Raw genomic sequence first — 25,056 nt, 5'->3', positions numbered from 1 at the left:
GCCCGCGCGGGACTGGTTCCTCCGCAGTGGAGGGGTTTCCGGGCCGAGGAGACCTGTGGCTAGGGTGTTGCCACCCGCAGACCCCCAAGGGCCCAGCCCGAGAGAGAAGGACGAGATGCGAGTCGAGGTCGACTACGACCAGTGTGAGAGCAACGCCCTGTGCATGGCCGCAGCCCCCGAGGTCTTCGAGGTCAGGGACGACGACTTCCTGTACCTCCTGACCGAGGAGCCGGGTGAGGAGCTTCGGGAGAAGGTCCTCAAGGCCGCGCGGCTGTGCCCCAAGCAGGCCGTCACCGTGACGGGGTGACCCCTGCCGCGGCCAGCGCCTCCTCCCAGGAGGTGGGCTTCTCCAGCAGGCCGCGATAGCGCATGGTGCGCGGGGTGGAGCGCAGTCCGAGGACCCCGGTCAGCATCCCCCCGCGCCCCAGGAACGCCACGAACTTTCGGTCCTCCGGAGACCCGTGCACGAAGGCGACCTGATCAGCGGGTGCGCCCTGCCCCAGGAGCTGGATCTTCTTGCGGTACTGGTCCGACCAGAAATAGGGCACGGGGGTGAACGGCGTCCGCCCTGCCCCGGCGAGCAGGTTGCGGGCCGCCGCCTCACCCTGCTCGCTCGCGTTGGTCCAGTGCTCCAGTCTGATCCGGCCGCCGAAGCGCGGGTGCGGCCAGTTGGCGAGGTCACCGACCGCGTACACCTTCGGCACCGATGCGGCGGAGTAGGCGTCGCAGACCACCGAACCGTCTTCGAAGAGGTCGACACCCGAACCGCGCAGCCACTCCGTGTTCAGGTGTACGCCCACACCGGCCACCACCAGGGACGCGTCGACGCCGGAGCCGTCCGACAGGCGGACCCGCTCCACCCGGCCGGCGCCTTCGAACCCGCTCACACCCACACCCAGGCGCAGGTCCACGCCGTTCTCCCGGTGCAGTTCGGTGAGGACCTCCCCGATTCGGGGGTCGACCACCCGGGTCAGGGGGGTCGGGGCGGCCTCGACCAGCGTGACCTCCATCCCCACCGCACGGGCGCTCGCGGCCACCTCGGCGCCGACGAAACCCGCGCCGACCACCACAAGGTGCCCCGCGGAGTCGAAGGCGGCCCGGACCGCCTCGGCGTCGTCCAGGGTGCGCAGCACGTGCACCCCGGCCAGGTCGGTATCGGGCCTGCGGGCACGGGCGCCGGTCGCCACCACCAGCCCGTCGTAGCGCAGCGCGACCGTGCCCTCCGGCCCCCGCACGCGCACCTCGCGCGCGGCCGGGTCCAGCCCCACCGCTCGGGTGTTCGGCCGAAAGTCCAGGTCGAGTCCGTCGATGACGGAGTCCTCGCGCAGCTGGAGCGCGCGGTGTCCGGCGAGCCACCCCGGGCCGCCGTTGGCGGGGTCCAGCCCGACCCCGGTCAGGGCCTCCTTACTGAGCGGGGGCCGGGAGTAGGGCCGGTGCGGTTCGTCGCCGACCAGGATCAGACGACCCTCGAACCCCCGTTCGCGCAGGGCCTCGGCCGCGTGCAGGCCGGCCATGCCCGCACCGGCGATGACGATCTCGTTCAGGCTGTCCGACACCGATCTCTCCTGTTCACGAACTCCACGTCCTCCCCGCGCCCCGCCCCGGGACCGCACGGGGGTCCTACAGCGCCCGGACCTCACCGACCCTGCGGCCGCCGCCGTACACGGGGGTGGTGAGACGGTCGCCGACCGGGCCGACGTCCACTCCGAGGGCGTCCAGGGCGGTGAGCCCCACCAGCACGCGCGAGCGCTCTTCGGCGTCACCGTCGCTGATCTTGACCGCCACGGTCTCACCGGTCGGGGCGTTGAGCACGAGGACGCCGTCGGCGCCGATCTTGGAGACCAGTCCGGGCAGGCGGGTCATCAGGTCGGTGTCGACGCGCTCGGGTCCCGAGACGTACTCGGGGTGCGCGCTCATCGCCTCGACGACGGCGCGCTCGTGGGTGCCCTCGGGGGACAGTCGCATCCCCTGGACACCGCGTGCCAGTCCGGTGAGCGTGACGGCCAGCTGGGGCGCACCGCAGCCGTCCACCGCGGTGTGCGCGACGGTCTCCCCGCACATGTCCTCGGTCGCCTCCCGGACCATGAGCTGGAGGGGGTGCTCCGGGTCGAGGTAGTCCTCCGTGCTCCACCCGCGTGCGACGCAGGCGGCGAGCATGGCCGCGTGCTTGCCCGAGCAGTTCATGTACCGGGGCTCGGGCTCGCGGCCCGCGGCGACGAATGCCCGTCTCGCGGCGGGAGCGCCGGGGACGGCCGGTGGACACCGGAGGGCGTCGGCGGTCAGCCCGACGTCGGCGAGCATGCGCTCGGCCTCCGCGGCGTGGAACTCCTCACCACCGTGGCTGCCCGCCGCGATCGCGAGGGACCGGCCCTCCAGACGGGCGCCGGCGCGCAACACCGCCAGCGCCTGGAAGGGCTTGGCGGAGGAGCGGGGGAACATGGGATCGTGCACGGGGCCGCGCGCGTAGGCGATCTCACCGTCGGCGGAGAGTCCGATCACCGCTCCGTAGTGCACGCCCTCGCGCATCCCGGAGCGGACGATCTCCGCCAGCGGGGCGTAGCTGGGCAGCGGGGGCTGGTTCATGCGGCTTCTCCTCGCCGTACGGGCTGTGTGGTGGGTGTCCGTTGGTGCCGGGCACGCGTCAAAACGTACACACACCCCTCCTTCTTCCCGTTCGGCGGTGTGCTGTCGGCGTTCCCGGGGGGCGGGCGGTGTCGGGTCCGGGCAGTAGGGTCGTGAACCGACGTTGATCGACCACAGGGAGTAGGGGCAGACGATGGGAACGCTGCGGACGGGCGCACTGACCCGGAGAAGGGTCGGCACGCGGGCGGCGGACCTGGAGTACGCGGTACTCGACGTGGAGACCACCGGCCTGGACCCGCGCGAGGGCGCCCGTCTGGTGGAGATCGCCGTGGTGCGGGTGCGGGGTGACGGCACCCTCGTGGAGGAGTTCAGCACACTGGTGGACCCCCGAGCCCCCGTCAGCGGCCAGGAGTTCCACGGGATCGGCGAGGGTGACGTGATCGGCGCCCCCCGGGCGGAGGCGATCGTGCCCCGGATCACCCAGTTGCTCTCGGGTGCTGTGGTGGTCTGCCACAACCTGGACTTCGAGGAGCGCTTCCTCACCTCCGAGCTCGTCCCGGCCGGGCTGCCGCGTGGCTTGTCGGGGCTGTGCACGCTGCGGGCTCTGCGCTCCCAACTGGACCTGGCGCGGTACTCTCTGCCGCGCGCCACCCACCTGCTCAACGGAACGTGGCCCACCGGGCAGCACACGGCGCTGGGCGACGCCCGGGCCTGTGCCCGGCTGCTCGTGGAGATGATCGCGAACGCCCCGGGCGAGCTGCGTTACTCCGGTCCGGCCCCCCGGGTCCTGCGGACGCACGAGCGCCGGGACGAGCCGGTGCGCTGGAAGCCCCGGACCACCCCGTCGCCGGACGGACTGGGCCCCCTGAACGACTGGAAGGCGGACTGGCGCGGGACCGAGCTGGACGCCGCCCTGTGCGGCGGGGCCTTCCGCGCCACGGACCGGTCGGTCGCGGAGTCCGCTGCCCGGCGCGGGGCCAGGGCGCGCGGGCGGGCGGCGGCCGCCGCGGCGGTGACCGGCGGGGTCGCCGCCACCGTCGCGGGAGGACTGCTGGTGCGCCTGGCGAGGTCGGTCAGAGGCCGGAGAGGCTGAGGAAGAACGCGACGATCAGGGCGCTCCCGCCCACCGTCGTGAGGAGCGCGCGCCCCTGCTCGGTCAGCCGCGCGGAGACCAGGCGTATCCGTGGCGGCGCCGCGGTGCGCTGCGCCGTGGCGATCCCGCCTGCGGAGCGTGGTTCGGGCAGGCGTCCGGGCACGAAGCGGGGCACCTTGTTGAAGAGGGCGATCGACACCAGGGCGGCGCCGACGGCGATCAGCGTGAGGGTCACGAGGGAGAGGGCCTAACGGGACTCGGCGGCGTTCGGACGGGTACGCCCGGGTGGGGGTCGGGCAGTGCGGGTCGTTCCCCGCATCCGCGGCCTTCATGCCGTCGGGTGCTGGCCGCTAGCGGCCAGCACAGTGTTAGAACCTGGCCCTAACTACAGGCTGTTAATGGGTGCGAACTCTACGTGTTCGTCGGGAGGATCGTGTCCACGGTTTCGGTCCCGACCCCGAGGGCGCGCAGGACGAACCTGGTCACCAGGGCGTGCGTCCCGTCGATGTCGACCTCGCCGCTGACCAGGGGCAGCCGCTGCGACCCGACCATGGACAGGGTCAGCCCCGCCACGCGGTCGGCGGGGAGGCGGTCGAACTCCCCGGCGGCGGCGCCCTCCTCCAGGATCTCGGTGAGCAGGCGCTGCATCGGTGCCACGTGGGCGGCCAGCGCCTGGTAGGCGTCGGGTCCCAGGCTGGCGCCCAGCTCGGCGGCGGGCGGGTGCGGGTGCGCGACGATGCCCTCCAGCTGGAGGCGGACGAAGGCTGACAGGCGGCGGGCGGCCGAGACCCCCGAGGGCAGCTCGCGTTTGTACCGTTCGACGAACGCGCCGCTGACCTGCTCGGTGAAGGCCAGAAGCAGCGCGGGTTTGTCCGGGAAGTAGTTGTACAGCGCGGTTCGGGTGATGCCCGCCGCGTTGGCCACGTCGGTCATGGAGATGCGGTCGATCCCCTGGGACCTGGTCAGCTCCTCGACGGCGTCCATGATGCGCTCCCGTGTGCGGGCACGGTGAGCGGCGATGGTCGGAGCCGAGATCTTGGGCATGACACCTATGGTGGCACGGCGGCGGAGTACGGTGCGTCACGTCTGGAGGCCCGTGGAGGCCCGTGGAGGCTCGGGAGGCCCGTGGCGGTCTCAGGCGTGGAGCCTGCCCAGGTCGGCGAGGACCTCGGTGTTGAGCTGGTAGGCCAGCCGGGTCTCCCGGACGAGGAGGTCGGCGTCGCTCTCGTCGAGGTCCAGTGAGTCGAGCAGTTCGCGGTACCCGGAGCGGAACCTGGGCAGGCTCCCCAGGGCGTCGAAGACGTAGAAGGACACTCCGGCGTCGTCGGTGAGGCCGTACGCCCCGGCCGCGACCCTCCGGATGAACTGGCCCCCGGAGACGTCTCCCAGGTAGCGGGTGTAGTGGTGCGCGACGAATCCCGCGGGGTGGTCGGCCATCTGCTCGATGCGCGCCACGTAGGTGCGTGTGGCGGGGGTGGGATGGACCCGACCGCGCCAGTCGGGACCCAGGAGGTGGGCGAGGTCGGTCTCCAGGGCGGGTACGCGTTCGAGCTCGGGGCGGTGGAAGCGGCCCGCGACGGGGTCGTCGGCCAGTTCGCGGCCGACCCTTTCCAGCGCGACGTAGGCGAAGTGGTGCTGGGCGACCATCGCCGTGTAGCCGTCCAGGGACAGCCGTCCCTCCATGAGGGCCTGGGTGAAACCGTGGTGCTCGGCGGCCTCGTGGTCGCTCCAGGTCGCGGCGCGCAGCCGCGCGGAGAACGGTTCGGCGGTCTCCGCCGCCGTGGGGGCCTCGGCCGTGGCGCTCATCGACACCTGCACCTCTCGTTCCGGGATCTTTATGACATGATGTCATTTAGGTGGTTCGGGTTGTCAAGACGGATACGACACTCTGTCAGAAAAATAGTGACATCCCGCCCATTGCACGTGTATCGACATACGGTGCGGCCGTGTTCCGGTACGCGCCCCCGCAGGCGCGTCCGCACGTGCCGACCACCCGTGCGACCCCCCGGCCACGCCGGGGAGGCCCGTCCCCTCGGACCCCCACACACCCGGAACCCAGGGGGTTCCACCCCCCGACGTTGGATGTGTCTCGTCTCGTCCGCTGGTCAACTGGTCGCTGGGGCGTTTATCGTTTGGGTGTCGTGCGGTCCGAACCACCGGTTGGACCCGAGGTGTCCGTCTCGGGTACACGGCGTGACGTCCGACCCCGCGACCCCGTGAACCTTGAGGCGATGAGTGGATACCAGGAGAACAGGGCACGATCACGTGACAGTGATCGGTGACGAGGCGGCCCGAGCCGCGCACGGCGCTGCGACAGACGGCAGCGCCGCCCTGGGTGACGACACCGTCCTGGACGACCGGGTGGAGGCTACCGTCGAATCAGTTGACGTCCTGCTGATCGAAGACGATCCCGGAGACGCCTTCCTCGCGGAGGAACTCCTCGCGGACACCGCGCTCACCACCCGGATCACCTGGGTCTCCACGCTCCAGGCCGCCCGGGAGCACCTCACCGGCTTCCGGGGCTGCGTGCTGCTCGACCTCAACCTCCCCGACGGCCATGGCCTCGGCCTCCTGCGCGAGGTCCTCGAAGGCGCCCCCTCCGCCGCCGTCGTCGTCTTCACCGGCCTCGACGACGAACACGAGGGCATCGCCGCCGTGGCCGCCGGCGCCCAGGACTACCTGGTCAAGGGCCAGGTCGACGGCTCCCTGCTCGCCCGCAGCCTGCGCTACTCGCTGGAGCGGCGCCGCGCGGACGAGAACGCCCGCCAGCTGCGCGAGGCCCGTATGCGCGCCCGGGAGAACATGCGACTGGAACGAGGCCTGCTGCCCCAGGTCCTGCTCGCCCGCTCACCCCTGAGCCACCGCGCCTACTACCGGCCCGGCCGCAAGCGCGCCCTGGTCGGCGGCGACTTCTACGACGCGGTCGAGAAGGACGGCACCACCCACGTCATCATCGGCGACGTCAGCGGGCACGGCCCCGACGAGGCCGCCCTGGGCGTCAGCCTGCGCATCGCCTGGCGCACCCTGGTCATGAGCGGTGTCGCCGAGGCGCGCGTCCTGCCCAACCTGGAGGACCTCCTGGTGAGCGAGCGCGCCCAGGAGGAGATGTACGCGACGCTGTGCATGATCAGCCTCGACACCGGCAGTGACCGCGCCCGCGTGCGGGTCCTCGGCCACCCGCCGCCCATGATCGTGAGGGACGGTGTCGCCGAGGAGATCCAGGCCGCCCCGCAGCCGCCGCTGGGCGTGTTCCCGGTCGACCAGGACGAGATGACCGAGGTGGTCCTGCCCAAGGGCGCCAGCATGCTCTTCTACACCGACGGCCTGGTCGACGCCTACGACGGCGGACCTCCCGCCCGGCTGGAGGTGGCGGGGCTGCGCCGGATGGTGAACGGGGTCCTCAGCCAGGGCGTGGCCCTGTACAACCTGCCCGAACACCTGGTGGACGAGGCCGAACGCAGTAACGGCGGGCCGCTCCAGGACGACGTGGCGATGCTGCTCATCAACCACGGAGAGCCGGAGTGAGCCCCACCGGGGAGGAAGACCACGCCATGGACACCGAGCCCCGAACCGAGGACACCCCGGACGGGGGGCCGGGTAAGGGGGCGCGGACCTCCGTCGGCGGGACGCCCTTCGTCGACGCCGCCCCCGCCGGGCGCGTCCACTCCAGCAGGCACTCCTGGAGCCTGCGGCGCAGGGTCACCAGCCTGCTGACGGTGGTCGCCGTCGTGCTGGTGGTCGCCGTGTCGGTGATCACCCTCGCGGCCTTCCAGGCCAGGGACTCCCTGGTGCTCCAGGTCGACTCCCTCACCCCCGGTCTGAGCACCGTCGAGCAGACCCGCTCGGCCTACCTCAGCCAGGACCACGCCCTGCGCGGCTACATCCTCACCGGCGACCGCGACTTCCTCCAGCCCTTCGTCGAGCAGCGCATGTCGCTCGCCGAGCACCGCAGCGCCCTGGCCACCCTGGCCGACGAGAACCCCGACATCGCGCCCAAGGTCAACGAGCTCATCAAGGCGGGCGACGTCTGGAGCGAGCAGTTCGCCGAGCCCGTCCTGGAGGAGGTGCGCAGCGGCGAGAGCCCCACCCAGGCGGAGCTCCAGCGCGGTCGGGTGCTCTTCTTGGAACTCAACCGCGCCGCCGACGCCACCACCAACTACCTCGCCAGCGAGATCCAGGAGGCCCAGAGCGGTCTGACCCTGGCCACGCAGCAGGTCGTGGCCCTGCTGGTGCTGGTCGGGCTGGTCGTGGTGTTCCTGTCGGTGTTCCTGTGGGTGATGCTCCAGCAGTGGGTGCTGCGCCCCCTGGAGGACCTGGCCGGGCACATGCGCCAGGTCTCCGAGGGCTACTACGCCCACCGCATCTCCCTCCAGGGGCCGCCCGAGATCGTCCAGCTCGGACACGACGTCGACTCCATGCGCGAACGCATCGTGCAGGACCTGGACGAGGTGGCCTCCGCGCGCCGCAAGCTCCAGGAACAGTCCACCCTCCTGGAGCACCAGACCGAGGAGCTGCGCCGGTCCAACCTGGAACTGGAGCAGTTCGCCTACGTCGCCTCGCACGACCTCCAGGAGCCACTGCGCAAGGTGGCCAGCTTCTGCCAGCTGCTCCAGCGCCGGTACCACGGGCAGCTGGACGAACGCGCCGACTCCTACATCGACTTCGCGGTCGAGGGAGCCAAGCGCATGCAGACCCTGATCAACGACCTGCTCGCCTTCTCCCGGGTCGGCCGCACGAAGAACTTCGCGCCGGTCGACCTCAACGTGGCGCTCGACGACGCCCTGAGCAGTCTGGAGACACGGCTGGAGGAGGCGGGCGCCGAGATCTCCGGCGACACCCTGCCCACGGTCCAGGGCGACCGCACCCTGCTCACCCAGGTCTTCTTCAACCTGGTCGGCAACGCCGTCAAGTTCCGGGGCGAGGACGCGCCCGAGGTGCGCGTCACCGTGGAACGGCAGGGCGACGAGTGGGTCTTCTGCTGTTCGGACAACGGCATCGGTATCGAACCGCAGTACGCCGAGCGCATCTTCGTCATCTTCCAGCGGCTGCACACCAGGGAGAAGTACACCGGAACCGGCATTGGCCTGGCCATGTGCAAGAAGATCGTGGAGTTCCACGGCGGTCGCATGTGGCTCGACACCGGCCCGGAGAACCCCGAAGAGGCCGAAACCTCCGAGGGGACGGACTCCGGACGGACCGGAACCCGCATATGCTGGACCCTGCCCGTAGACACCGAGGCGGAGAAGGACGAGCCGGTTGCCGTGGAGGGAACCGAACCGGCCGACGCCGTCGATAGTGGTGTCGAGGGTACCGAGGTCGCCGAGCCCGCCCCCACGGACGAGGCGCCGACGGCCACACGAGAGTCCGGTGACTCCGGTCCGGAGGACGAGTCCCCCGCGGGCAGTGAACCCGAGGGGGAACCGCGCCCCCTGCCCGGCGGCGCTGGCGGTACGGTTCCACCCGGTCACGGGGCGGAACCCGTATAGGGGTCTGGAAGCTTGAGCGAGGTCATGTTGGTGCATCCCATTGAGGTGCTGCTGGTCGAGGACGATCCCGGTGACGTCCTGATGACCAAGGAGGCATTCGAGGAACACAAGCTGGGCAACCGGCTGCACGTGGTCTCGGACGGCGTCGAGGCGCTCCGCTTCCTGCGCCGTGAGGGCGAGTTCGCCGACGCCCCCCGCCCCCACCTGATCCTTCTCGACCTCAACCTGCCGCGCAAGGACGGCCGGGAGGTCCTGGAGGAGGTCAAGAACGACGACGACCTGGCGCACATCCCCGTCGTGGTGCTCACCACCTCGGAGGCCGAGGAGGACGTGCTCCGCAGCTACCGGCTGCACGCCAACGCCTACGTGCCCAAGCCCGTGGACTTCGAGCAGTTCATCCGGGTCGTCCGGCAGATCGACGACTTCTTCGTCACCGTGGTGCGACTGCCCAAGGGCTGAACCCGCGGTGAACACGGACGGAACCGGCACGCACCGCGCCGAACCGGGTGGGTGTGGCGGTTTTTCGTTACGGTAAGGGCATGAGCCTGCCGGAACCGCGTGACCCCTCTGGCCCCTACCGCGTCAGCGTCGTGTGCCTGGGCAACATCTGCCGATCGCCCATGGCCGAGAAGGTGCTCTCCGCCGACCTCGAACGCGCCGGGCTGCACGACCTCGTACGGGTCGACAGCTCCGGCACGGGTCACTGGCACATCGGCGACGGGATGGACACCCGCGCCGCCACGACCCTGCGCGTGCACGGCTACCTCACGACCCACACCGCCCGCCAGTTCGACCCCGCGGACCTGGGCACCCGCGACCTCGTCCTGGCCATGGACCTGGACAACCTCGACGAGCTGAGCGGAGCCGTGGCCGAACACGGCGCCGAACTCGGGTTCGACCCCGCCCGCCTGCGACTGTTCCGCTCCTTCGCTCCCGGGGTCGGCCCCAACCCGGAGGTCCCCGACCCCTACTACGGCGGGGACGACGGGTTCACCGCCGTCCTCAGCATGGTCGAGTCCGCGGCCAAGGGGCTGACGAGCGAACTCGCCACCCGGCTGCGGGGCTAGGCGCGTGGACGGGGAGGCGATCGTGCGGTCCATGGGCCCCGGGGGCGCGGGTGACGGAGCGGGCCGCCCCGGCCGCGACCCGCAGACCGGCACCCTCGCCGACCGGGTCGCGGCCCTGCTGGACACCGACGTCCGGCGCGCCGCCAAGGCCGGGACCAGCCATGACTGGACCCTCTCCTACGCCGAACTGGCCGACGGCACCCGACTGTTCGTCAAGTCCCAGACACGCGGGCACGAACCCGTCGGCGCGCTCCTGGCCGAAGCGCTCGGACTGGAGTGGCTCGGCCGGTGTTTCGGCTCCCCGGTGATCCGCCCCCTGGGCTGGGACGAACGCCTGCTGGTACTGCCCCTCGTCGAACAGGACGACCCCACACCCGCCGCCGCCGAACGGCTCGGCCGACAACTCGCCGGAACCCATCTGACCGGCGCCGACGTCTTCGGGGCGGACTGGCCCGGCTTCATCGGGCCGCTCCCCCTGGACAACACCCCCGCCCGCCACTGGCCGCGCTTCTACGCCGAACAGCGCCTACGCCCCTACCTGCGCAGGGCCCTGGACCTGGGCGCGCTCACCCCCACCGACGCCCGCGCGATCGAACGGGTCGTGGACGCGGTCGAGGACCTGGCGGGCGAACCCGAACCCCCGGCCCGCATCCACGGCGACCTGTGGAGCGGCAACGTGCTCTGGCGCGCCCGGGACGCCGTGCTGATCGACCCGGCCGCGCACGGCGGCCACCGCGAGGCCGACCTGGCCACGCTGGCGCTGTTCGGCCTGCCTCACCTGGACCGGGTCCGCGACGCCTACAACGAGGTCGCCCCGCTCTCCTCGGGGTGGCGCGGCCGGGTGGCCCTGCACCAGCTGCACCCGCTGCTCGTACACGTGTGCCTGTTCGGCGCCGCCTACCGCACCACCGCCCTGGAGGCCGCGCGGGCCGCCTACCGTGCCACCTGACCCCTCACCCCTTGACGCTGCCCGCCAGGAGTCCGCGCACGAAGTAGCGCTGGAGGAGGAAGAACACCAGCAGCGGGACGACGATCGAGACGAACGCGCCCGCTGTGAGCCGGTGCCAGGCCTCGCCCCGGGTCCCGGCCAACTCGGCCAGGCGCACGGTGAGCGGCGCCGTGGCGGCGTCGCCCCCGGCGAAGATCAACGCCACCAGCAGGTCGTTCCAGACCCACAGGAACTGGAAGATCCCCAGGGAGACCAGGGCGGGCGCGATCAGCGGCAGCGCCACCTTCCGGAAGATCGTCCCGTGCCCCGCGCCGTCCACCCGGGCCGCCTCGAAGAGCGACCTCGGTAGCTGGGACAGGAAGTTGTGCATCAGGAAGACGCCCAGCGGTAGCCCGAATACGGTGTGCACCACCCACACGTTGGTGAAGGCCATCGCCCCGGTGAGTTCCCACGCGGGCAGCACCTGCGCGCCGCCCACCGACACCCCCTGGGAGAAGAAGCGCAGCAACGGCACCAGGGCCATCTGGATCGGCACGATCTGAAGCGCGAAGACGCCCAGGAACACCCAGTCGCGGCCCCGGAAGTCGATCCAGGCCAGCGCGTACGCCGCCAGCGCCGCCAGGCCCAGGACGAACACCGTCGACGGCAGGGTGATCACGAACGAGTTCACGAAGTGGCTGGCCAGCCGGCCGTCGTTGGCGCTGCCGAACAGCACGTCCCGGTAGTTGTCCAGCGTCACCTCCGGGGAGCTGGGGAACGTCCACCAACCGCTGGTTCGGATCTGGTCGGCGGGCCGGAACGAGGAGACGAACAGCCCGGCGGTGGGCAGCGTCCACAGCACGGCGATCACCAGGGCGGCGAGGCTGGCCGCCCCGCCGCTGAGCCGCCCGCGCACCCGGGCGGCGGCGCTGCGGTTCCGGGATGCGGTCTTGCTCATGCCAACTCCCTGGCCTTGCGGTTGCGCCGGATCTGGAGGACGACCAGTGGGACGACCAGGACGAACAGGACCACGGCCAGCGCGGACCCCTGGCCCATCTGTCCCTGCGAGAACGCCTGGCTGTACATCTCGTTGGCGATCACGCTCGTGCCGTAGTTGCCGCCGGTCATGGTGCGGACGATGTCGAAGATCTTGAGGGTCTGCACGGAGATGGTGATGAGCACGACCACCAGCGTGGGCCACACGGACGGCAGGGTGATCCGCGCGAACAGCTGCCACGCGCCCGCACCGTCGATGCGCGCCGCCTCCACGGTCTCGGTCGGGATCGCCTTGACGGCGGCCGAGAGCACCACCATGGCGAACCCGGACTGGACCCAGATCAGGACCAGGATCAGCAGGAACGTGTTGAGCGGCTGTTCGAGCAGCCACAGCCTCGGCTCGCCCCCGAACCACACGACGATCTGGTTGAGCAGCCCGTACTGTTCCTGGTCGGCGGGCCGGTAGGCGTACACGAACCGCCAGATGATGCTGGCGCCGACGAACGAGATCGCCATCGGCATGAAGACCATCGACTTGGCCAGCGACTCGAACCGCGACCGGTCGATGAGCACCGCGTAGAGCAGCCCGACGGCGGTGGCCAGGGCCGGGGCGAACAGCACCCACAGCAGGGTGTTGGCCAGGACCTGGAGGATCTCCGGTCGCTGGAACATCCACTGGTAGTTGGCCAGGCCGACGAACGCGTCCCCGGAGCGGTCGTGGAAGGACAGCACGATGGTGCGGACGACGGGATAGACCAGGCCGCCCAGGAGCAGTAGGACCGCGGGTCCGAGGAAGAAGGCCGCCTGCCAGCGGTCCCGGCGGCTCCTGGGGGCGTCGAGCAGGACGAGCATCAGGCCGATGACGCCGAGGAAGGCGGCGATCCCGATGAGCGCCCACACGAGCTTGGGCAGCTCGTTCAGAAGGGAGAACTCCATGGAAGACCCCTGGTGGTACCTGGAGGAGCGGGGAAGGTGTCGTGCGCCCGCCGACCGCCGTCACACGGTCGGCGGGGCGGGACGTCAGGCCGGGGCGGTCGACCCGCCCCGGCCCCCACCCGGCCACGGCGCCCTCAGAGGGGGCGACGGAACCGGGCGGAGGGCGGGGTCCCGTGCGGTCACGGCCACGCCGACTCGACGCTCTCCAGCACCGTCGCGGTGTCGGTCCCGGTGACCCAGTCGACCATGCCGCTCCAGAACACGTTGGTTCCCACGGAGGAGGGCATGGCGTCGCTGCCGTCGAAGTGGAAGACGGTGTCCGGGTCGTTCAGGACCTCCGCGGTGAACTGGTCGGTGGGGTCTGCCAGGACCGAGGGGTCCAGATCCTGGTGGGCGGAGACCCAGGACCCCAGGGAGGCGCGCTCGTTGGCGTAGGCGCCGGAGGAGAGGTACTCGTGCAACGCCACGACCTCGTCACGGTCGTCGAAGGCCACGACGAACTCTCCGCCGCCCATGATGGGCACCTCGGCCCCGGACTCCAGCGGAGGCAGGACGAAGCCGTAGACGTCGCCGTCCTCACCGATCTCCACGTCGTCCGCGAACTGCGCTCCGTAGAAGGAACCCATCAGGTACAGGGCGCAGCCGCCGTCGAGGAGGGGCATCCCGGCGTCCTGGAAGGAGGTGACGGCGATGCTGTCGACGCCGCCGAAGGTGCCGTTGACGTAGTCCTCGTTGCGGATGACCCCGTCCGCCAGGTCGAAGGCCTCCTCCACCTCGGGGGCGTCGAACGGGATGTCGTGGGCGATCCAGTCGTGGTAGACGTCGGTGCCCGAGGTGCGCAGGAGGGCGTTCTCGATCCAGTCGGTACCCGGCCAGCCCGTGGCGTCGCCGGACTCGAAGCCCACACACCAGGGCCGGGTGCCGTCTGCCGCGATGGTGTCGCTGAGCTCGATCATGTCGTCCCAGGTCTCGGGGACCTCGTGGCCGTTCTCCGCGAAGAAGGAGGGTGAGTACCAGACCATCGACTTCATGTTGGCGCCGAGCGGGGAACCGTACAGTTCGCCGTCGACGGTCGCGTAGCCCCGCCAGTCCTCGCTCCACCCGGACTCGACGTTCTCGCGTACGCCGTCCGACACCGGAACCGCGTAGCCGTCCCCGGCGGCGCGCTCCAGGAGGCCCGGCTGGGGGATGAAGGCGAGGTCGGGCGCGTTGCCGCCGTCGAGCCGCACCGGGAGCTGGGCCTCGAACTCGCCGCTGCCCTCGTACTGGACCGTGATGCCGGTGCAGGCGGCGAAGTCGGCCCAGGACTGTTCCAGGCGGTCGCCCTCCTCGTCCCGGATGGAGGCGTAGACCGAGACGGTGCCGCCGGTGCCCTCCCATTGTTCGTAGGGGGCGCAGTCGATGCCGGAGGTGTCGGCGGTGCCGCCGTCGCCCCCGCTCAGGTAGGAGCAGCCGGAGGCGAGGAGGACCACGCCTCCCGCGGCCAGCGCGCGTCGAGTCACCGAACCGGGCATGGGGGGTCTCACTCCTTCGGCACGCACACCCGCAGGGGTCGGGGTGTGATTCAGGTCATGCGTCTCTCGATGTAAGTCCCCTCCGGCGGGAAAGTCCAGACCTCGCGCAAATTCTTGCGTAACGATCCGAAATCTTGCGATCCGATCGTGTGTGCTGGGACTTCGTGGCCACGGGAACGGGCCCGGCGTGTGCCCCACGCCCGGTGGGGCCGACGGAGCCGTACATTGGGGACATGGCCGACGCACCCACCAGCCCTGGTCAGGGCTCCTCCGGACACGACGGACCCGAGCTGCACGTGGCCCTGCTCGGCTACGGCAAGGGCGGCGAGGTCTTCCACGCTCCGCTCATCGACGCGGTACCCGGGTTGCGCCTGTCCGCGGTGGTCACCGGCTCGCCCGAACGCGCCCGGGCCGCCAGGGAGCGCTACCCCGGGATCACCGTCCACCCCACCGCCGCCGACCTGTGGGCGAACGCCGGGCACTACGAGATCGCCGTCGTGAGCACACCCAACGACACCCACGCCCCGCTGGCCCGGGCCGCCCTCGAAGCGGGGATGGCCGTCGTGGTGGACAAGCCCTTCGCGCTCACCGCGCGCCAGGCCCGGGAACTCACCGACCTGGCCGATGAGCTCGGCCACGTGCTCACCGTCTACCAGAACCGCAGGTGGGACGCCGACTTCCTCACCCTGTGGCAGCTGATCGAAGAGGGAAGCCTGGGGCGTGTGCACCGCTTCGAGTCGCGGTTCGAGCGCTGGCGCCCCGTTCCCAAGGGGACCTGGCGCGAGACGGGAGACGCGGACGCCGGAGCCGGCCTCCTGTACGACCTGGGCCCGCACCTGATCGACCAGGCCGTGAACCTGTTCGGCCCGGTCGCCACCGTCTACGCGGAGATCGGGGCCCTGCGCCCCGGCGTGCGCGCCGACGACGACGTCTTCCTGGCCCTTAGGCATGTCCGGGGCACGCGCTCCCACCTGTGGATGAGCGCGCTCAGCGCGCGCAACGGTCCCCGGTTCCGCGTACTCGGGGACCAGGCCGCCTTCACCAGCTTCGGCCTGGACGGCCAGGAGGCGCGGTTGACCGCGGGGGAGCGCCCCGACGCCGCCGACTGGGGCGTGGTCCCGGAGGGGCGGTGGGGGATGCTCGGCGAGGGCGGCCGCTCCACACCGGTGCCCAGCGCGCGCGGCGCCTACCCGGAGTTCTACGCGGGTGTCCGTGACGCGGTGGGCGAAGGCGAACCGCTGCCGGTGGACCCGCACGAGGTGATCCACGGCCTGGAGGTGATCGAGGCGGCCCGCCGCTCCGCCCGAACCGCCTCGGTGGTGCGTCTGCCGGAGAGCTGACCGGTCGGTACCTGCGGCCCGCCACGGCGGGCCGGGGCACCGCGCCGCCGGAGCCGCGTCCGCACCAGGGGGCGCTCCACCCGGCCGACCCTGTGGACGACGCACCCGGCCCCTCCCCATGGCCCTATGTTGGAGACAGATACTTCCCACACGTCAGGAGCAGCGCCGTGGCCCAGGTCCTCGTGGTCGCCGATGACCTCACCGGAGCCAACGCCACCGGCGCACGGTTCGCCCGCACCGGGATGCGCGTGGCCACGGTGACCCCCGAGCACGTCAGCCGGGTCGCGGGGGAGTACGACGTGGTGGTCGCCAACCTCGACAGCAGACACGTGCCCGCCGAACAGGCCGCCGACCTGGTCACCGACGTCGTCGAGGCGGTGTGGCCGGTGGGGCTGGTGGTCAAGCGCACCGACACCACGCTGAGGGGCAACGTCGGCGCGGAGATCGAGGCCGCCTACGACGCCGTTCGGGAGAGGCTCCCCGCCGGGACCCGCGTCCGGGTGCTGTTCGCCCCGGCCTTCCCCGGTTCCGGGCGGATCACCGAGGACGGCGTGCAGCTGCTCGACGGTGTGCCGCTGGAGCGTACCGAACTCGCGCTCGACCCCCTGAGCCCGGTCACCACCAGTGTGGTCTCGGACATCCTCGCCGCCCAGAGCGACCTCGCCGTGCGGCACGTCCCGCTGCGCCGGATCACCCAGGAGATGCTCACCGCCGAGCTGCTGGCCGGCGACGAGCCCGTGGTGCTCTGCGACGCCAGCACCGAACAGCACCTCACCGACATCGCCGAGGCCGCGGCCGCCGCCCACCACGCCGAGGGGATCGTGTGGGTGACCGTCGACCCGGGACCGACCGGCGCCCTGCTCGCCTACGCACTGAGACTGCGCGGACAGGCCGGTTCCCGGGGGCCGCTGCTCGCCGTGGCGGGGAGCACCACCGACCTCACCCGCAGACAGCTCGCCACCGTGGCCCGCACCGGCGCGGTCCGATTCGTGGACCTGGACGCGGTCGCCCTCAGCGATCCGGCCAGTGACCACCCCGACCAGGTGGCGCGGGAGCTCACCGACCACCTGTCGTCCTCGGGATTTCCCGAGATCTGTGTGCTGCGGGTGGTGACCCCGGCCGCGCGGGTCCGCGAGCTGCCCGCAGGGGCCAGGGCGGAACTGCCGGGGAGGGTCGCCGGGCTGGTGGCCGACGTCGTCAACGAACTCGCCGACACGGTGGGAGCGCAGGCGCTGCCCAGCGGCCTGTACCTGACCGGAGGGGACCTCACCGCGAGCCTGCTGGACGAACTCGACGTGCACGCCTTCGACGTGGGCGGGGAGATCGTTCCGCTGGCCGTGCACGGCCACCTCAGCGGGGGCCCGCTCGACGGGACCCCGGTGGTGGCCAAGGGCGGGCTGGTGGGGGACGACATCACACTGGTGGAGTGTCTGGCGAAGCTGCGCCGGTCCGTGCAGGCCAGGCTGCACCAGGTGCACTCGGAGGTGTCGGAACACGTGATCCCCGTCCCCGGAAGGGAACACGGCTGAGGCGTCTGTTCCTCTGCGTTGATCGTGTCCGTCCCCCGACGACATGCGGACGCGGGCTCCCCGCGCACGCCGAGATGATCCCGCGGCCCGGCGCCCGCTCCGGCCGCCGGGTCTCCCCGCGTCAGGGGAGGGCGCCTGCGGTCAGACTCTCCAGCCGTCAGCTCTTCGGGGTGACGTGGTTAACGACCAGCTTCCCCACCAGCTCCGCGAGCACTCCGGGGACCTCCAGCGGACCCATGTGGCCCAGGCCCGGGACCACCCGGACCTCCTCGCAGTCCTGGACCAGGCCGCTGATGTGGTGCGCGTGCCACTGGGGGGTCAGCTTGTCCTCGTCCCCGCCCACCACGACGGTGGGCACCGCGATCTCGCGCGCGGAGTCGGCCAGGTCCAGCCTGGTCATCACCCGGCCCCACTCGCCGCGCGGGACACCGCCGCACCCGTGCACCAGGCGGGCGCACAGCCGCTTGGCCGCCGGACTGGTGCCCTTCCCCATGACGAGGTACCGCAGCACGCTGGCGCTCCCGGCGTTGGCCGGACCCAGGGGGAGCGGCGCGGTCAGGAAGACCCTGGCGCCCAGCTTGCCCAGCGGCCCGGGCAGGGGGATGGCGGTGGACCGGTCTGGTAGCTCGGCGCACCCGGTGTTGGTGAGCAGCACCGCCCCCACCCGCTCCTTGAAGGTGGCGCGCGGGCCGGACGCCATGATGGTCATCCCGCCCATGCTGTGTCCGGCCACCAGCGCCCTGCTCCCGGCGGGAACGGTGGCCTCCAGGACGGCGCACAGGTCGTCGGCGAGCTTCTCCGTGCCGTACCCCGCCCGGGTGAGGGGGGTCTGGCTCCGACCGTGGCCGCGCTGGTCGTACAGGACCACCCGCAGGCCCGGGTCGAGGTCCCGTACCACGGGACCCCAGGAGGCCAGGGACGTCGACCAGCAGTGGGAGAACACCACGGTCGGTCCGTCCGAGGGGCCGCGCACCTCGACGTGCAGCAGGGTGCCGTCCGCCGAGCGGACGCGGAGCTCCTGCGCGTGTCCCACGTGTCGTGTCGCCATCGGGGTCTGCCTCTCGCTCGGGTGGTGGGTGCCCCTCCGGGACGGCGCGTGGCCCGGAGGGGCGATCTGGGGGAGGCCAGTGGCCTCGGGGGTCAGTCGTCGAGATCGATGCTGGGCACGGCGAAGGGCGGCGTGCCCGACCCGTGGACGGGGTGCCCGCCCCACAGGTTGGGGGTGTCGAGCCTGCCGACCCCCTCGTGCCCGTCGGGGGTGCGCACGACGACCGTACGCGCCCCTTGCTCGTAGGCCCGGGTCAGCCCCGGCTCCGGGGCCAGCCGCCCCTTCCAGCGGTAGTCGCCGGTGAGCGGGGAGAAGTGCCCGGCGAAGTGCGCCCTGACCTGGAAGCTCTCGGCCGGCTTGGCGTCGCCGCCGTCGGCGGACTCCTGGAGCAGCAGGACGGTGACCGTGCCCTGGTACTCCTCTTCCTCGTCGTCGAACCCGCTCACGCGGACGCTCCTTCCGGGACCCGGGCACCGGACCGGCCGGTGGAGGGGGCGCGGCGCAGGTCGTAGTTGTGCGGGTCGAACCAGCGGGTGCGCAGCGCGTAGTTCCAGGTGAAGGTGGGCCACAGGGTGGTGTTGCGGCCCTGCTCGTTGAGGTACCAGCTGTCGCAGCCGCCGGTGACCCACACGGTTCCGCGCATGGACCTGTCCACCATCTCGTTGTAGGCGCGCTGGGCCTCCGCACGGGGCTCCAGCCGGTCGATCCGGTTCCTGCAAGCGAACCCGAGCGCCTGCATGGTGTACCGGATCTGTGCCTCGATCATGAACACCTGCGAGGTGTGCCCCAGCCCGGTGTTGGGCCCGGCCAGCACGAACGCGTTGGGGAAGCCGTTGACGGTGGTGCCCCGGAAGGCCTGGACGTCCGTCCCCCAGTGCTCGGCGAGAGAGTGCCCCCGGGCGTCGTACACGCGGTGGGCGATGGGCGGGTCGGTGACCTGGAACCCGGTGCCGAGGATGATGGTGTCCACCTCGTGCTCGGTCTCCCGGCCGGAGGCGTCCCGGGTGACCACCGAGTTCGCCCGGACCTCGACGATGCCGTCGGTGACCACGTCCACGTTCGGCCGGGCCAGGGCGGGATAGTAGTCGTTGGACATCAGGATGCGCTTGCACCCGGCCCGGAACGTCGGTGTGAGCTTGCGCCGTAGCTCGGGGTCCTTCACGCTGCGGTTGATGTTGGCCCGGCCGAGCCGCTCCACCACCCCGAGCAGCCGGGGGTTCTTGGCGAACCCGAGGATGTAGGTCTCGCGTCCCCAGTAGATGCTCTTGCGGGCGATCTGTTGGGCACCGGGCACGTTGCGGTAGAGCCAGCTCTCCGCCTTGGTGATGTCGCGGTCGTGCCGGAACATCACCCACGGGGCCGTGCGCTGGAACAACGACAGCCTTCCCACCAGCGGCTGGATCTTCGGCACGAACTGGATGGCGGACGCCCCGGTGCCGATCACCGCCACCTTCCGGCCGCTCAGGTCGTGGTCGTGGTCCCACTCGGCGGAGTGGAAGAGCCTGCCCTCGAAGGAGTCGAGGCCCTTGATGTCGGGGTAGGTGGGGTCGGCGAGCGGACCGGCGCCGCTCACCAGGAACTGAGCGGTGACGGTGCCGCTGGTGGTCTCGATCCGCCAGCGGTTGGCCTCGGGTTCCCAGTGCGCCGCCAGCACGTCGCTGTTGTGGCGCACGTGCCGGTCGACGCCGTGCTCCCCGGCGACCCGCTTCATGTAGTCCCAGATCTCCGGTTGCGGGGAGAAGGTCCGGCTCCAGCCGGGGTTGAGCGCGAAGGAGAAGGAGTACAGGTGGGAGGGGACGTCACAGGCGGCGCCCGGGTACGCGTTGTCGCGCCAGGTCCCACCGATGCCGTCGGCCCGTTCGAGGATCACGAAGTCCCGTAGCCCCGCCTGGGTGAGGCGCACGGCCATGCCGATCCCGGCGAACCCGGAACCGATGATGGCGACCCGGTGGTGCGGCACTGCTTCGGTCACGATGCTGTTCCCTTCGTGCGGCCCGGTGCGGCCGTGGACGCCGGTGTACCGACCGGTGAGTACGGCCCCCGGGGAACGTGGCGCGTGACGTCCCCCGGGGGGAGGGTGTCGGGGCCCGAGCGTGTGGCGCGTTCGCTCTCGGTCCCCGACGTCTGGGCCGCCGCCGGAGGACGTGGCGCGTTACGCCTCCGGCGGCGGTGTCTCGGGGAGAGGGGGTCCTCTCGGGGGGAGGGAGGGGGCTAGCGGCCGAGCAGCCCGGCCTTCTTCCAGAAGTACCGTCCCAGGCCGGTGATCGCACCCGCGGTGTCCAGGGTGCCGACCACCTTGCGGGCCGCCCAGGTCTTGGTCTCCACCCAGTGCGGGTTGGCCCTGGCGACCCGGTAGGCCTCCTTGGGGTCCAGCCCGACCTGCGCGTAGACCTTCGGGTTGATGAGTCGGGTCGCGGAGTAGTAGGTGACCAGGCCCAGGACGATCCGGCTGTAGGCCTTGTTGAGGGCGCCGCGCTCGGGCCAGTCGCGCTGGAACTCCTCGCGGGCGTAGCGCATGTGGCGCGCCTCTTCGGTCACGTGGATGCGGGCCACGGAGCGCACCAGCGGCAGGATCTGTTCGTCCGGGACGGCCTCGCGCTGGAGCTGGTCCAGGACCTCCTCGACGAAGAGGGCGCCCGCGAAGATCAGCGGCCCGTGCGCGATGGCCTTGAACACCCGGCCGAGGTGGAAGGTGACCGGGTCGAGCCGGTGCGCCTCCCAACCGAGCTTTTGCACCATCTTCGCGAACATGACGGTGTGGCGGCACTCGTCGGCGATCTCGGTGTAGGCGTACTGGACGTGGAGGCTGGTGGGGTCGTTGTGGTAGGCGTGCCGGACGAGCATCTGCATGAGGATGGTCTCGAACCAGATGCCGATGGTGGCGACGCTGGCGACCTCCAGGCGCGAGAGCTCCTTGCGCTTCCCGTCACTGAGCTGGTTCCACAGGTGGGTGCCGTAGAGGGAGATGCGCTCCGGGCGGATCGCCCACATGTCGGGGTCGACGGGCGCGTCCCAGTCGATCTCGACCAGGGGGTCGAAGGAGGCCTTGGCGGAGCCGCGCAGGAGGCGCTTGGCGATGTCCTCGCGGTCGGTGGTCTTCGGCTTGGCGACGACTTCGGCGGTCATCTCGTTCCTCCTCAGGAGGCGCTGGTCTGGGCGTGGGGGGAACCGTGGCGCGCGTGCAGCCCCCGGGCGATCTCCGCGTCGGCGAAGGCGCCGTCGGCGAGGAGGAGGCCGAGCTGGAGCGACACGATCTGTTCGGTGGTTCCGGGGAAGTGTTTGGTCAGGTGCAGCGCGGCGGTCCCGAAGGCGGTGCAGGCGACGTCGCGGGGGGCGCGTCGGGCGCCCGCGGCGCGGACCACGGTCATGACGGTGTCGCGCTCGGCCTCGGCGGGGACGAGTCCGTCGAGGGAGGCGCCGGTGGCGCGGGAGCTCTCGTGGATGGGGGTGTCCACGTAGCCGGGGTAGACCGTGGTGACGCCGACGTGCGTGCCGTACTCGGCGCGTAGGCAGTCGGCGTAGGCGGTCACCGCGCGCTTGGAGACCGTGTAGGCCCCGGCGAGCGGGAGCTGGAGGTTGGCCAGGAGCGAGGCGGTGACGATCACGCGGCCGCGGTTCCGGAGCAGGGCGGGCATCGCGGCGGCGGTGACGCGCCAGGTGCCGAGGAGGTTGACCTCCAGCGCCTGGTGGGCGTGGGAGTCGGGCAGGTGGCCGATGTCCACGGAGGGCCCGACCCCGGCGTAGTGGATGAGCAGGTCCAGGCTCCCGCCGAGCTGGTCGACGGCTTCGGCGATCGCGGTCCGTACCTGCTCGTCGTCGGTGATGTCGCAGGCGATGACGCCGGGGGCGGGCTTGCGGTCGATCCCGACGACGTTGACGCCGAGGTGGCGCAGGACGGCCACGGTGGCGCTGCCGAACGCGCCGGAGGCGCCGGTGACGATGGCGTTCTGGCCGGGCAGGCGGCCCAGGTGGCGCGGCAGGGGGGTCGTCATGTGATCTCCTCCACAGTCATTGCCGGAACGTTACAACGAGCATTGTCACAATGCAATGGGTAGACCACGGAAATTTACTCGCCAGTAAAGTCGGGGACTCCCGGTGGTGACGGGGGTGTGCGGGGTCCGTCGGCGTGCGGAGGGGCCGCGCGCCCGTGCGCGGCCCCCGGTCGGAGGCGGTTCGCGCCCCCTTCGTGGTCTAGATCTAGGGCGTGTTTTGTGGGTGCTTTCGCCTTCTGGCGGCGGAGCCGCCAGCACCGCGAGCGGCCGCCAGGCCATCTCTCGCAAGACGATGAGCGACGCTGCCCCTACTGTGCTCTGCTCCGCAAGCTCCGCGGTGTCACACAGCGGGGGCCCGCCCGGGTTTGGCTGTCCGAGCTTCATCGGCGCAGCGAGAGGCAGCCTGGCACCGTGAGAACACCGCGCCGCCAGGCGTCCCTTGAGGGTGGTGGAGGGCGACGGGCGGGCGGAATGATCCACACAACAGGCCCTAGCCGCGGCCGAGCAGCCCGGCCTTCTTCCAGAAGTACCGGCCCAGACCGGAGATCGCCCCTGCGGTGTCGAGCGTTCGGACGACCTTGCGGGACAGCTCGGTCTTGCTGTCGACGAAGCGCGTGTTGCGCAGGGCTGTCCGCCGGGCCTCCCGGGGGTCCAGGCCGATCCGTTCGTAGACCTTCGTGTGGATCAGCCGCGTCGTCGCGTAGTAGGCGACCAGGCCCAGTACGAGCCGTGAGTACGCCCGGTCCACGGGTCTGCGACGCCGCCAGTCGCGGTGGAACTCCTCGCGGGCGTAGCGGATGTGCCGCGCCTCCTCGATCACGTGGATGCGGGAGGTGGAGCGCACGACCGGCTCGATGCTCTCGTCGTCGATCATCTCCCGCTGGAGCTGGTCGAGGATCTCCTCGACGAAGAGGGCGCCCGCGAAGATCAGCGGCCCGTGGGCGAGCGCCTTGAAGACGTTGCCCAACACGTGCGCGACCGGGTCCAGCCGGTAGGCGGTGGAGCCCAGCTTCTCGATGGCCTTCGCGAACATGACGGTGTGGCGGCACTCGTCGGCGATCTCGGTGTAGGCGTACTGGACGTGGAGGCTGGTGGGGTCGTTGTGGTAGGCGTGCCGGACGAGCATCTGCATGAGGATGGTCTCGAACCAGATCCCGGTGGCCATGGTGCTGGCCATCTCCAACCGGGACAGCTCCCGGCGCTCCGCCTCGCCGAGTTGGTCCCACAGGTGGGTGCCGTAGAGGGAGACCCGTTCGGGGCGCATCCCCCACAGGTCCTCGAGCGGGGCCTCCCAGTCGATCTCGACCAGGGGGTCGAAGGAGGCCTTGGCCGAGCCGCGCAGGAGGCGCTTGGCGATGTCCTCGCGGTCGGTGAGCTTGGGTGTCGGCGCGTTTCCCACGGACATGGGTACCTCCAGGGGGTTCCGTGCCGGAGGCGCGCCGAACGGGCGGTTCGAGTGGTGTGACCCCGTTCACTCCGATCACCTAGAACGTTACAATCTCTGTTGTCAACGTTCAACGGCGCCCGGGAGCGGATTTACTGATGAGTACGGCGCTCCGGGGTCTCTAGGCTGGGTTGCATGGCCGAATACCGTATTGACGAACTCGCCCGGCTCGCCGACACGACGGTGCGCAACGTGCGGGTGTACCAGGACCGAGGTCTCCTCGCCCCGCCCCGGCGCCAGGGTCGGGTGGGCATCTACTCCGAGGCGCATCTGGCACGTCTGCGGCTGATCGGCCAGCTCCTGCGTCGCGGCTACACCTTCGCCAACATCGGCGAGATGTTCCAGGTGTGGGAGCGCGGCGGCGACCTGTCCGAGATCCTCGGCTTCGAGTCCGCGGTCGGTGACGCCTGGAGCGACGAGATCGCCGACTACCTCGGTATGGCCGACCTGAAGGACCTCTTCGGCAAGGGGGTGACCCCCAAGACCATAAAGCGAGCCCTCGACCTCGGCGTGCTGGAGCGCGACGGTCTGCGCTTCCGCGTCCCGAGCCCGCGCCTCCTGCACGCGGGAGTCGAGCTGGTCAAGCTGGGAATGAGCGTGGGAGCGGTGCTGGACATCGCGGAGAACCTGCGGGACCGGATCGGTGACGTCTCCGAGCACATGGTCCGCCAGGTCTCCGACCACATCATCGCCGAGCACGCCCCCGGCACCGTGATCCAGAGCGAGGACGTCGCCCAGATCGCCGAACTCATCCGCCGGGTGCGCCCCCTCGCGCAGCAGGCGGTGGACGCGGTCCTGGCACAGGAGATGGCCCACCACCTCACCAACGTCATGGGCGACCACTTCGCCCACGCCATGGAGCACCTCAGGAACGAGGACCAGACGACGCAGGACACGGACGGCCCCCACGGTCCCTGATCCGCACCGGGTGAACCGACCGCCGGACCCGCTCTCCGGCCCGAACACCGCCCCCCGCCCCCAGCGCATGACTTCGATCTCCCCGCCCCCGCCCCCGCCCGAGTCCCCGACCGCGCCCCCATGCCGGACCCCACCCCCGACACGGGCCACGGGCCCGGACACCGACGCGGATGTCCGGGCCC

24 protein-coding genes are annotated in these 25,056 nt (G+C 71.2%); 10 read left to right on the top strand and 14 right to left on the bottom strand.

The window, feature by feature from the left end; translation table 11 throughout:
- The first annotated feature begins 115 nt into the window (after positions 1-115).
- On the top strand, positions 116-307 hold the full coding sequence (locus tag ABZ635_RS19960; RefSeq protein WP_357767201.1) for a ferredoxin: 192 nt from the start codon (positions 116-118) through the stop codon (positions 305-307).
- Here the strand turns inward: ABZ635_RS19960 and ABZ635_RS19955 are convergent.
- Both ABZ635_RS19955 and ABZ635_RS19950 read right to left on the bottom strand, forming a co-directional pair.
- A complete protein-coding gene (locus ABZ635_RS19955; RefSeq protein ID WP_357767198.1) occupies positions 291-1,556 on the bottom strand; it encodes an FAD-dependent oxidoreductase in 1,266 nt (421 codons plus the stop codon). The genes ABZ635_RS19960 and ABZ635_RS19955 overlap by 17 nt on opposite strands.
- A gap of 64 nt (positions 1,557-1,620) precedes the next feature.
- Positions 1,621-2,583 carry an asparaginase gene (locus ABZ635_RS19950; protein ID WP_357767195.1) on the bottom strand — a complete coding sequence of 321 codons (963 nt, stop codon included), beginning with the start codon at positions 2,581-2,583 and terminating at the stop codon, positions 1,621-1,623.
- Between the two features lie 193 nt (positions 2,584-2,776).
- Between ABZ635_RS19950 and ABZ635_RS19945 the strand changes: the two genes are divergently transcribed.
- A complete protein-coding gene (locus ABZ635_RS19945; RefSeq protein ID WP_357767193.1) occupies positions 2,777-3,676 on the top strand; it encodes a 3'-5' exonuclease in 900 nt (299 codons plus the stop codon).
- Here ABZ635_RS19945 and ABZ635_RS19940 read toward each other — a convergent pair.
- From ABZ635_RS19940 to ABZ635_RS19930, 3 genes are all read right to left on the bottom strand, one after another.
- Positions 3,657-3,911, bottom strand: a complete 255-nt coding sequence (locus ABZ635_RS19940) for a hypothetical protein (RefSeq protein ID WP_357767190.1) — start codon at positions 3,909-3,911, stop codon at positions 3,657-3,659. The two genes, ABZ635_RS19945 and ABZ635_RS19940, sit on opposite strands and share 20 nt — an antisense overlap.
- A 176-nt stretch (positions 3,912-4,087) precedes the next feature.
- Complete coding sequence (locus tag ABZ635_RS19935) at positions 4,088-4,720, bottom strand: TetR/AcrR family transcriptional regulator (protein WP_357767188.1); 633 nt, start codon at positions 4,718-4,720, stop codon at positions 4,088-4,090.
- Positions 4,721-4,810: 90 nt separating this feature from the next.
- A complete protein-coding gene (locus tag ABZ635_RS19930; protein ID WP_357767185.1) occupies positions 4,811-5,482 on the bottom strand; it encodes a biliverdin-producing heme oxygenase in 672 nt (223 codons plus the stop codon).
- Positions 5,483-5,941: 459 nt separating this feature from the next.
- Between ABZ635_RS19930 and ABZ635_RS19925 the strand changes: the two genes are divergently transcribed.
- From ABZ635_RS19925 to ABZ635_RS19905, 5 genes are all read left to right on the top strand, one after another.
- On the top strand, positions 5,942-7,201 hold the full coding sequence (locus tag ABZ635_RS19925) for a SpoIIE family protein phosphatase (RefSeq protein WP_357767183.1): 1,260 nt from the start codon (positions 5,942-5,944) through the stop codon (positions 7,199-7,201).
- On the top strand, positions 7,198-9,162 hold the full coding sequence (locus ABZ635_RS19920) for an ATP-binding protein (RefSeq protein ID WP_357767180.1): 1,965 nt from the start codon (positions 7,198-7,200) through the stop codon (positions 9,160-9,162). Before ABZ635_RS19925 ends, ABZ635_RS19920 begins: the two co-directional genes overlap by 4 nt.
- Positions 9,163-9,186: 24 nt before the next feature.
- Complete coding sequence (locus tag ABZ635_RS19915) at positions 9,187-9,621, top strand: response regulator (RefSeq protein WP_026129711.1); 435 nt, start codon at positions 9,187-9,189, stop codon at positions 9,619-9,621.
- 80 nt (positions 9,622-9,701) lie between these two features.
- On the top strand, positions 9,702-10,229 hold the full coding sequence (locus tag ABZ635_RS19910; RefSeq protein ID WP_357767176.1) for a low molecular weight protein-tyrosine-phosphatase: 528 nt from the start codon (positions 9,702-9,704) through the stop codon (positions 10,227-10,229).
- Positions 10,230-10,260: 31 nt separating this feature from the next.
- Positions 10,261-11,178, top strand: a complete 918-nt coding sequence (locus ABZ635_RS19905; protein WP_357767228.1) for a fructosamine kinase family protein — start codon at positions 10,261-10,263, stop codon at positions 11,176-11,178.
- A 4-nt stretch (positions 11,179-11,182) separates the two neighbouring features.
- On the opposite strand, the gene ABZ635_RS19900 is transcribed toward ABZ635_RS19905, so the two are convergent.
- The 3 genes from ABZ635_RS19900 to ABZ635_RS19890 form a co-directional block, all read right to left on the bottom strand.
- Positions 11,183-12,115 carry a carbohydrate ABC transporter permease gene (locus ABZ635_RS19900; protein WP_357767173.1) on the bottom strand — a complete coding sequence of 311 codons (933 nt, stop codon included), beginning with the start codon at positions 12,113-12,115 and terminating at the stop codon, positions 11,183-11,185.
- Positions 12,112-13,089 (bottom strand): sugar ABC transporter permease, encoded by a 978-nt coding sequence (locus ABZ635_RS19895; protein ID WP_357767170.1) that lies wholly within the window; start codon positions 13,087-13,089, stop codon positions 12,112-12,114. Before ABZ635_RS19895 ends, ABZ635_RS19900 begins: the two co-directional genes overlap by 4 nt.
- 179 nt (positions 13,090-13,268) lie before the next feature.
- Complete coding sequence (locus ABZ635_RS19890; protein WP_357767167.1) at positions 13,269-14,603, bottom strand: ABC transporter substrate-binding protein; 1,335 nt, start codon at positions 14,601-14,603, stop codon at positions 13,269-13,271.
- Positions 14,604-14,836: 233 nt separating this feature from the next.
- On the opposite strand from ABZ635_RS19890, the gene ABZ635_RS19885 reads away from it, so the two are divergent.
- Positions 14,837-15,943, top strand: a complete 1,107-nt coding sequence (locus ABZ635_RS19885) for a Gfo/Idh/MocA family oxidoreductase (protein WP_357767164.1) — start codon at positions 14,837-14,839, stop codon at positions 15,941-15,943.
- 167 nt (positions 15,944-16,110) lie between these two features.
- On the top strand, positions 16,111-17,472 hold the full coding sequence (locus ABZ635_RS19880; RefSeq protein ID WP_357767161.1) for a four-carbon acid sugar kinase family protein: 1,362 nt from the start codon (positions 16,111-16,113) through the stop codon (positions 17,470-17,472).
- Between the two features lie 157 nt (positions 17,473-17,629).
- On the opposite strand, the gene ABZ635_RS19875 is transcribed toward ABZ635_RS19880, so the two are convergent.
- From ABZ635_RS19875 to ABZ635_RS19850, 6 genes are all read right to left on the bottom strand, one after another.
- Positions 17,630-18,520, bottom strand: a complete 891-nt coding sequence (locus tag ABZ635_RS19875) for an alpha/beta hydrolase (protein ID WP_357767158.1) — start codon at positions 18,518-18,520, stop codon at positions 17,630-17,632.
- Between the two features lie 92 nt (positions 18,521-18,612).
- On the bottom strand, positions 18,613-18,966 hold the full coding sequence (locus ABZ635_RS19870) for a DUF4873 domain-containing protein (protein ID WP_357767156.1): 354 nt from the start codon (positions 18,964-18,966) through the stop codon (positions 18,613-18,615).
- The gene (locus ABZ635_RS19865) at positions 18,963-20,492 is read right to left on the bottom strand and encodes an NAD(P)/FAD-dependent oxidoreductase (protein ID WP_357767153.1); all 1,530 of its coding nucleotides are present in this window, start codon (positions 20,490-20,492) and stop codon (positions 18,963-18,965) included. Before ABZ635_RS19865 ends, ABZ635_RS19870 begins: the two co-directional genes overlap by 4 nt.
- Positions 20,493-20,731: 239 nt before the next feature.
- Complete coding sequence (locus tag ABZ635_RS19860; RefSeq protein ID WP_357767150.1) at positions 20,732-21,646, bottom strand: diiron oxygenase; 915 nt, start codon at positions 21,644-21,646, stop codon at positions 20,732-20,734.
- 11 nt (positions 21,647-21,657) lie between these two features.
- Positions 21,658-22,512, bottom strand: a complete 855-nt coding sequence (locus ABZ635_RS19855) for an SDR family NAD(P)-dependent oxidoreductase (protein ID WP_357767147.1) — start codon at positions 22,510-22,512, stop codon at positions 21,658-21,660.
- Positions 22,513-23,002: 490 nt separating this feature from the next.
- Positions 23,003-23,917 (bottom strand): diiron oxygenase, encoded by a 915-nt coding sequence (locus tag ABZ635_RS19850; RefSeq protein WP_357767144.1) that lies wholly within the window; start codon positions 23,915-23,917, stop codon positions 23,003-23,005.
- Positions 23,918-24,091: 174 nt separating this feature from the next.
- Between ABZ635_RS19850 and ABZ635_RS19845 the strand changes: the two genes are divergently transcribed.
- Complete coding sequence (locus ABZ635_RS19845; RefSeq protein ID WP_357767141.1) at positions 24,092-24,874, top strand: MerR family transcriptional regulator; 783 nt, start codon at positions 24,092-24,094, stop codon at positions 24,872-24,874.
- Positions 24,875-25,056: the final 182 nt, after the last annotated feature.

Origin of the sequence: Nocardiopsis sp. NPDC007018, from assembly GCF_040635075.1 — a bacterium.
In the GTDB taxonomy this organism is placed as follows: Bacteria; Actinomycetota; Actinomycetes; order Streptosporangiales; family Streptosporangiaceae; genus Nocardiopsis.
This window is presented reverse-complemented; position numbering and strand designations above follow the sequence as displayed.

What these genes read in the sequence shown, in the direction of transcription:
- ABZ635_RS19845 (WP_357767141.1), top strand. Translation starts at nt 24,092, where the DNA reads ATGGCCGAATACCGTATTGACGAACTCGCCCGGCTCGCCGACACGACG.
- ABZ635_RS19910 (WP_357767176.1), top strand. Translation starts at nt 9,702, where the DNA reads ATGAGCCTGCCGGAACCGCGTGACCCCTCTGGCCCCTACCGCGTCAGC.
- ABZ635_RS19935 (WP_357767188.1), bottom strand. Translation starts at nt 4,720, where the DNA reads ATGCCCAAGATCTCGGCTCCGACCATCGCCGCTCACCGTGCCCGCACA.
- ABZ635_RS19915 (WP_026129711.1), top strand. Translation starts at nt 9,187, where the DNA reads ATGTTGGTGCATCCCATTGAGGTGCTGCTGGTCGAGGACGATCCCGGT.
- ABZ635_RS19945 (WP_357767193.1), top strand. Translation starts at nt 2,777, where the DNA reads ATGGGAACGCTGCGGACGGGCGCACTGACCCGGAGAAGGGTCGGCACG.
- ABZ635_RS19905 (WP_357767228.1), top strand. Translation starts at nt 10,261, where the DNA reads ATGGGCCCCGGGGGCGCGGGTGACGGAGCGGGCCGCCCCGGCCGCGAC.
- ABZ635_RS19860 (WP_357767150.1), bottom strand. Translation starts at nt 21,646, where the DNA reads ATGACCGCCGAAGTCGTCGCCAAGCCGAAGACCACCGACCGCGAGGAC.
- ABZ635_RS19895 (WP_357767170.1), bottom strand. Translation starts at nt 13,089, where the DNA reads ATGGAGTTCTCCCTTCTGAACGAGCTGCCCAAGCTCGTGTGGGCGCTC.
- ABZ635_RS19900 (WP_357767173.1), bottom strand. Translation starts at nt 12,115, where the DNA reads ATGAGCAAGACCGCATCCCGGAACCGCAGCGCCGCCGCCCGGGTGCGC.
- ABZ635_RS19875 (WP_357767158.1), bottom strand. Translation starts at nt 18,520, where the DNA reads ATGGCGACACGACACGTGGGACACGCGCAGGAGCTCCGCGTCCGCTCG.
- ABZ635_RS19850 (WP_357767144.1), bottom strand. Translation starts at nt 23,917, where the DNA reads ATGTCCGTGGGAAACGCGCCGACACCCAAGCTCACCGACCGCGAGGAC.
- ABZ635_RS19890 (WP_357767167.1), bottom strand. Translation starts at nt 14,603, where the DNA reads ATGCCCGGTTCGGTGACTCGACGCGCGCTGGCCGCGGGAGGCGTGGTC.
- ABZ635_RS19930 (WP_357767185.1), bottom strand. Translation starts at nt 5,482, where the DNA reads ATGAGCGCCACGGCCGAGGCCCCCACGGCGGCGGAGACCGCCGAACCG.
- ABZ635_RS19885 (WP_357767164.1), top strand. Translation starts at nt 14,837, where the DNA reads ATGGCCGACGCACCCACCAGCCCTGGTCAGGGCTCCTCCGGACACGAC.
- ABZ635_RS19950 (WP_357767195.1), bottom strand. Translation starts at nt 2,583, where the DNA reads ATGAACCAGCCCCCGCTGCCCAGCTACGCCCCGCTGGCGGAGATCGTC.
- ABZ635_RS19960 (WP_357767201.1), top strand. Translation starts at nt 116, where the DNA reads ATGCGAGTCGAGGTCGACTACGACCAGTGTGAGAGCAACGCCCTGTGC.
- ABZ635_RS19855 (WP_357767147.1), bottom strand. Translation starts at nt 22,512, where the DNA reads ATGACGACCCCCCTGCCGCGCCACCTGGGCCGCCTGCCCGGCCAGAAC.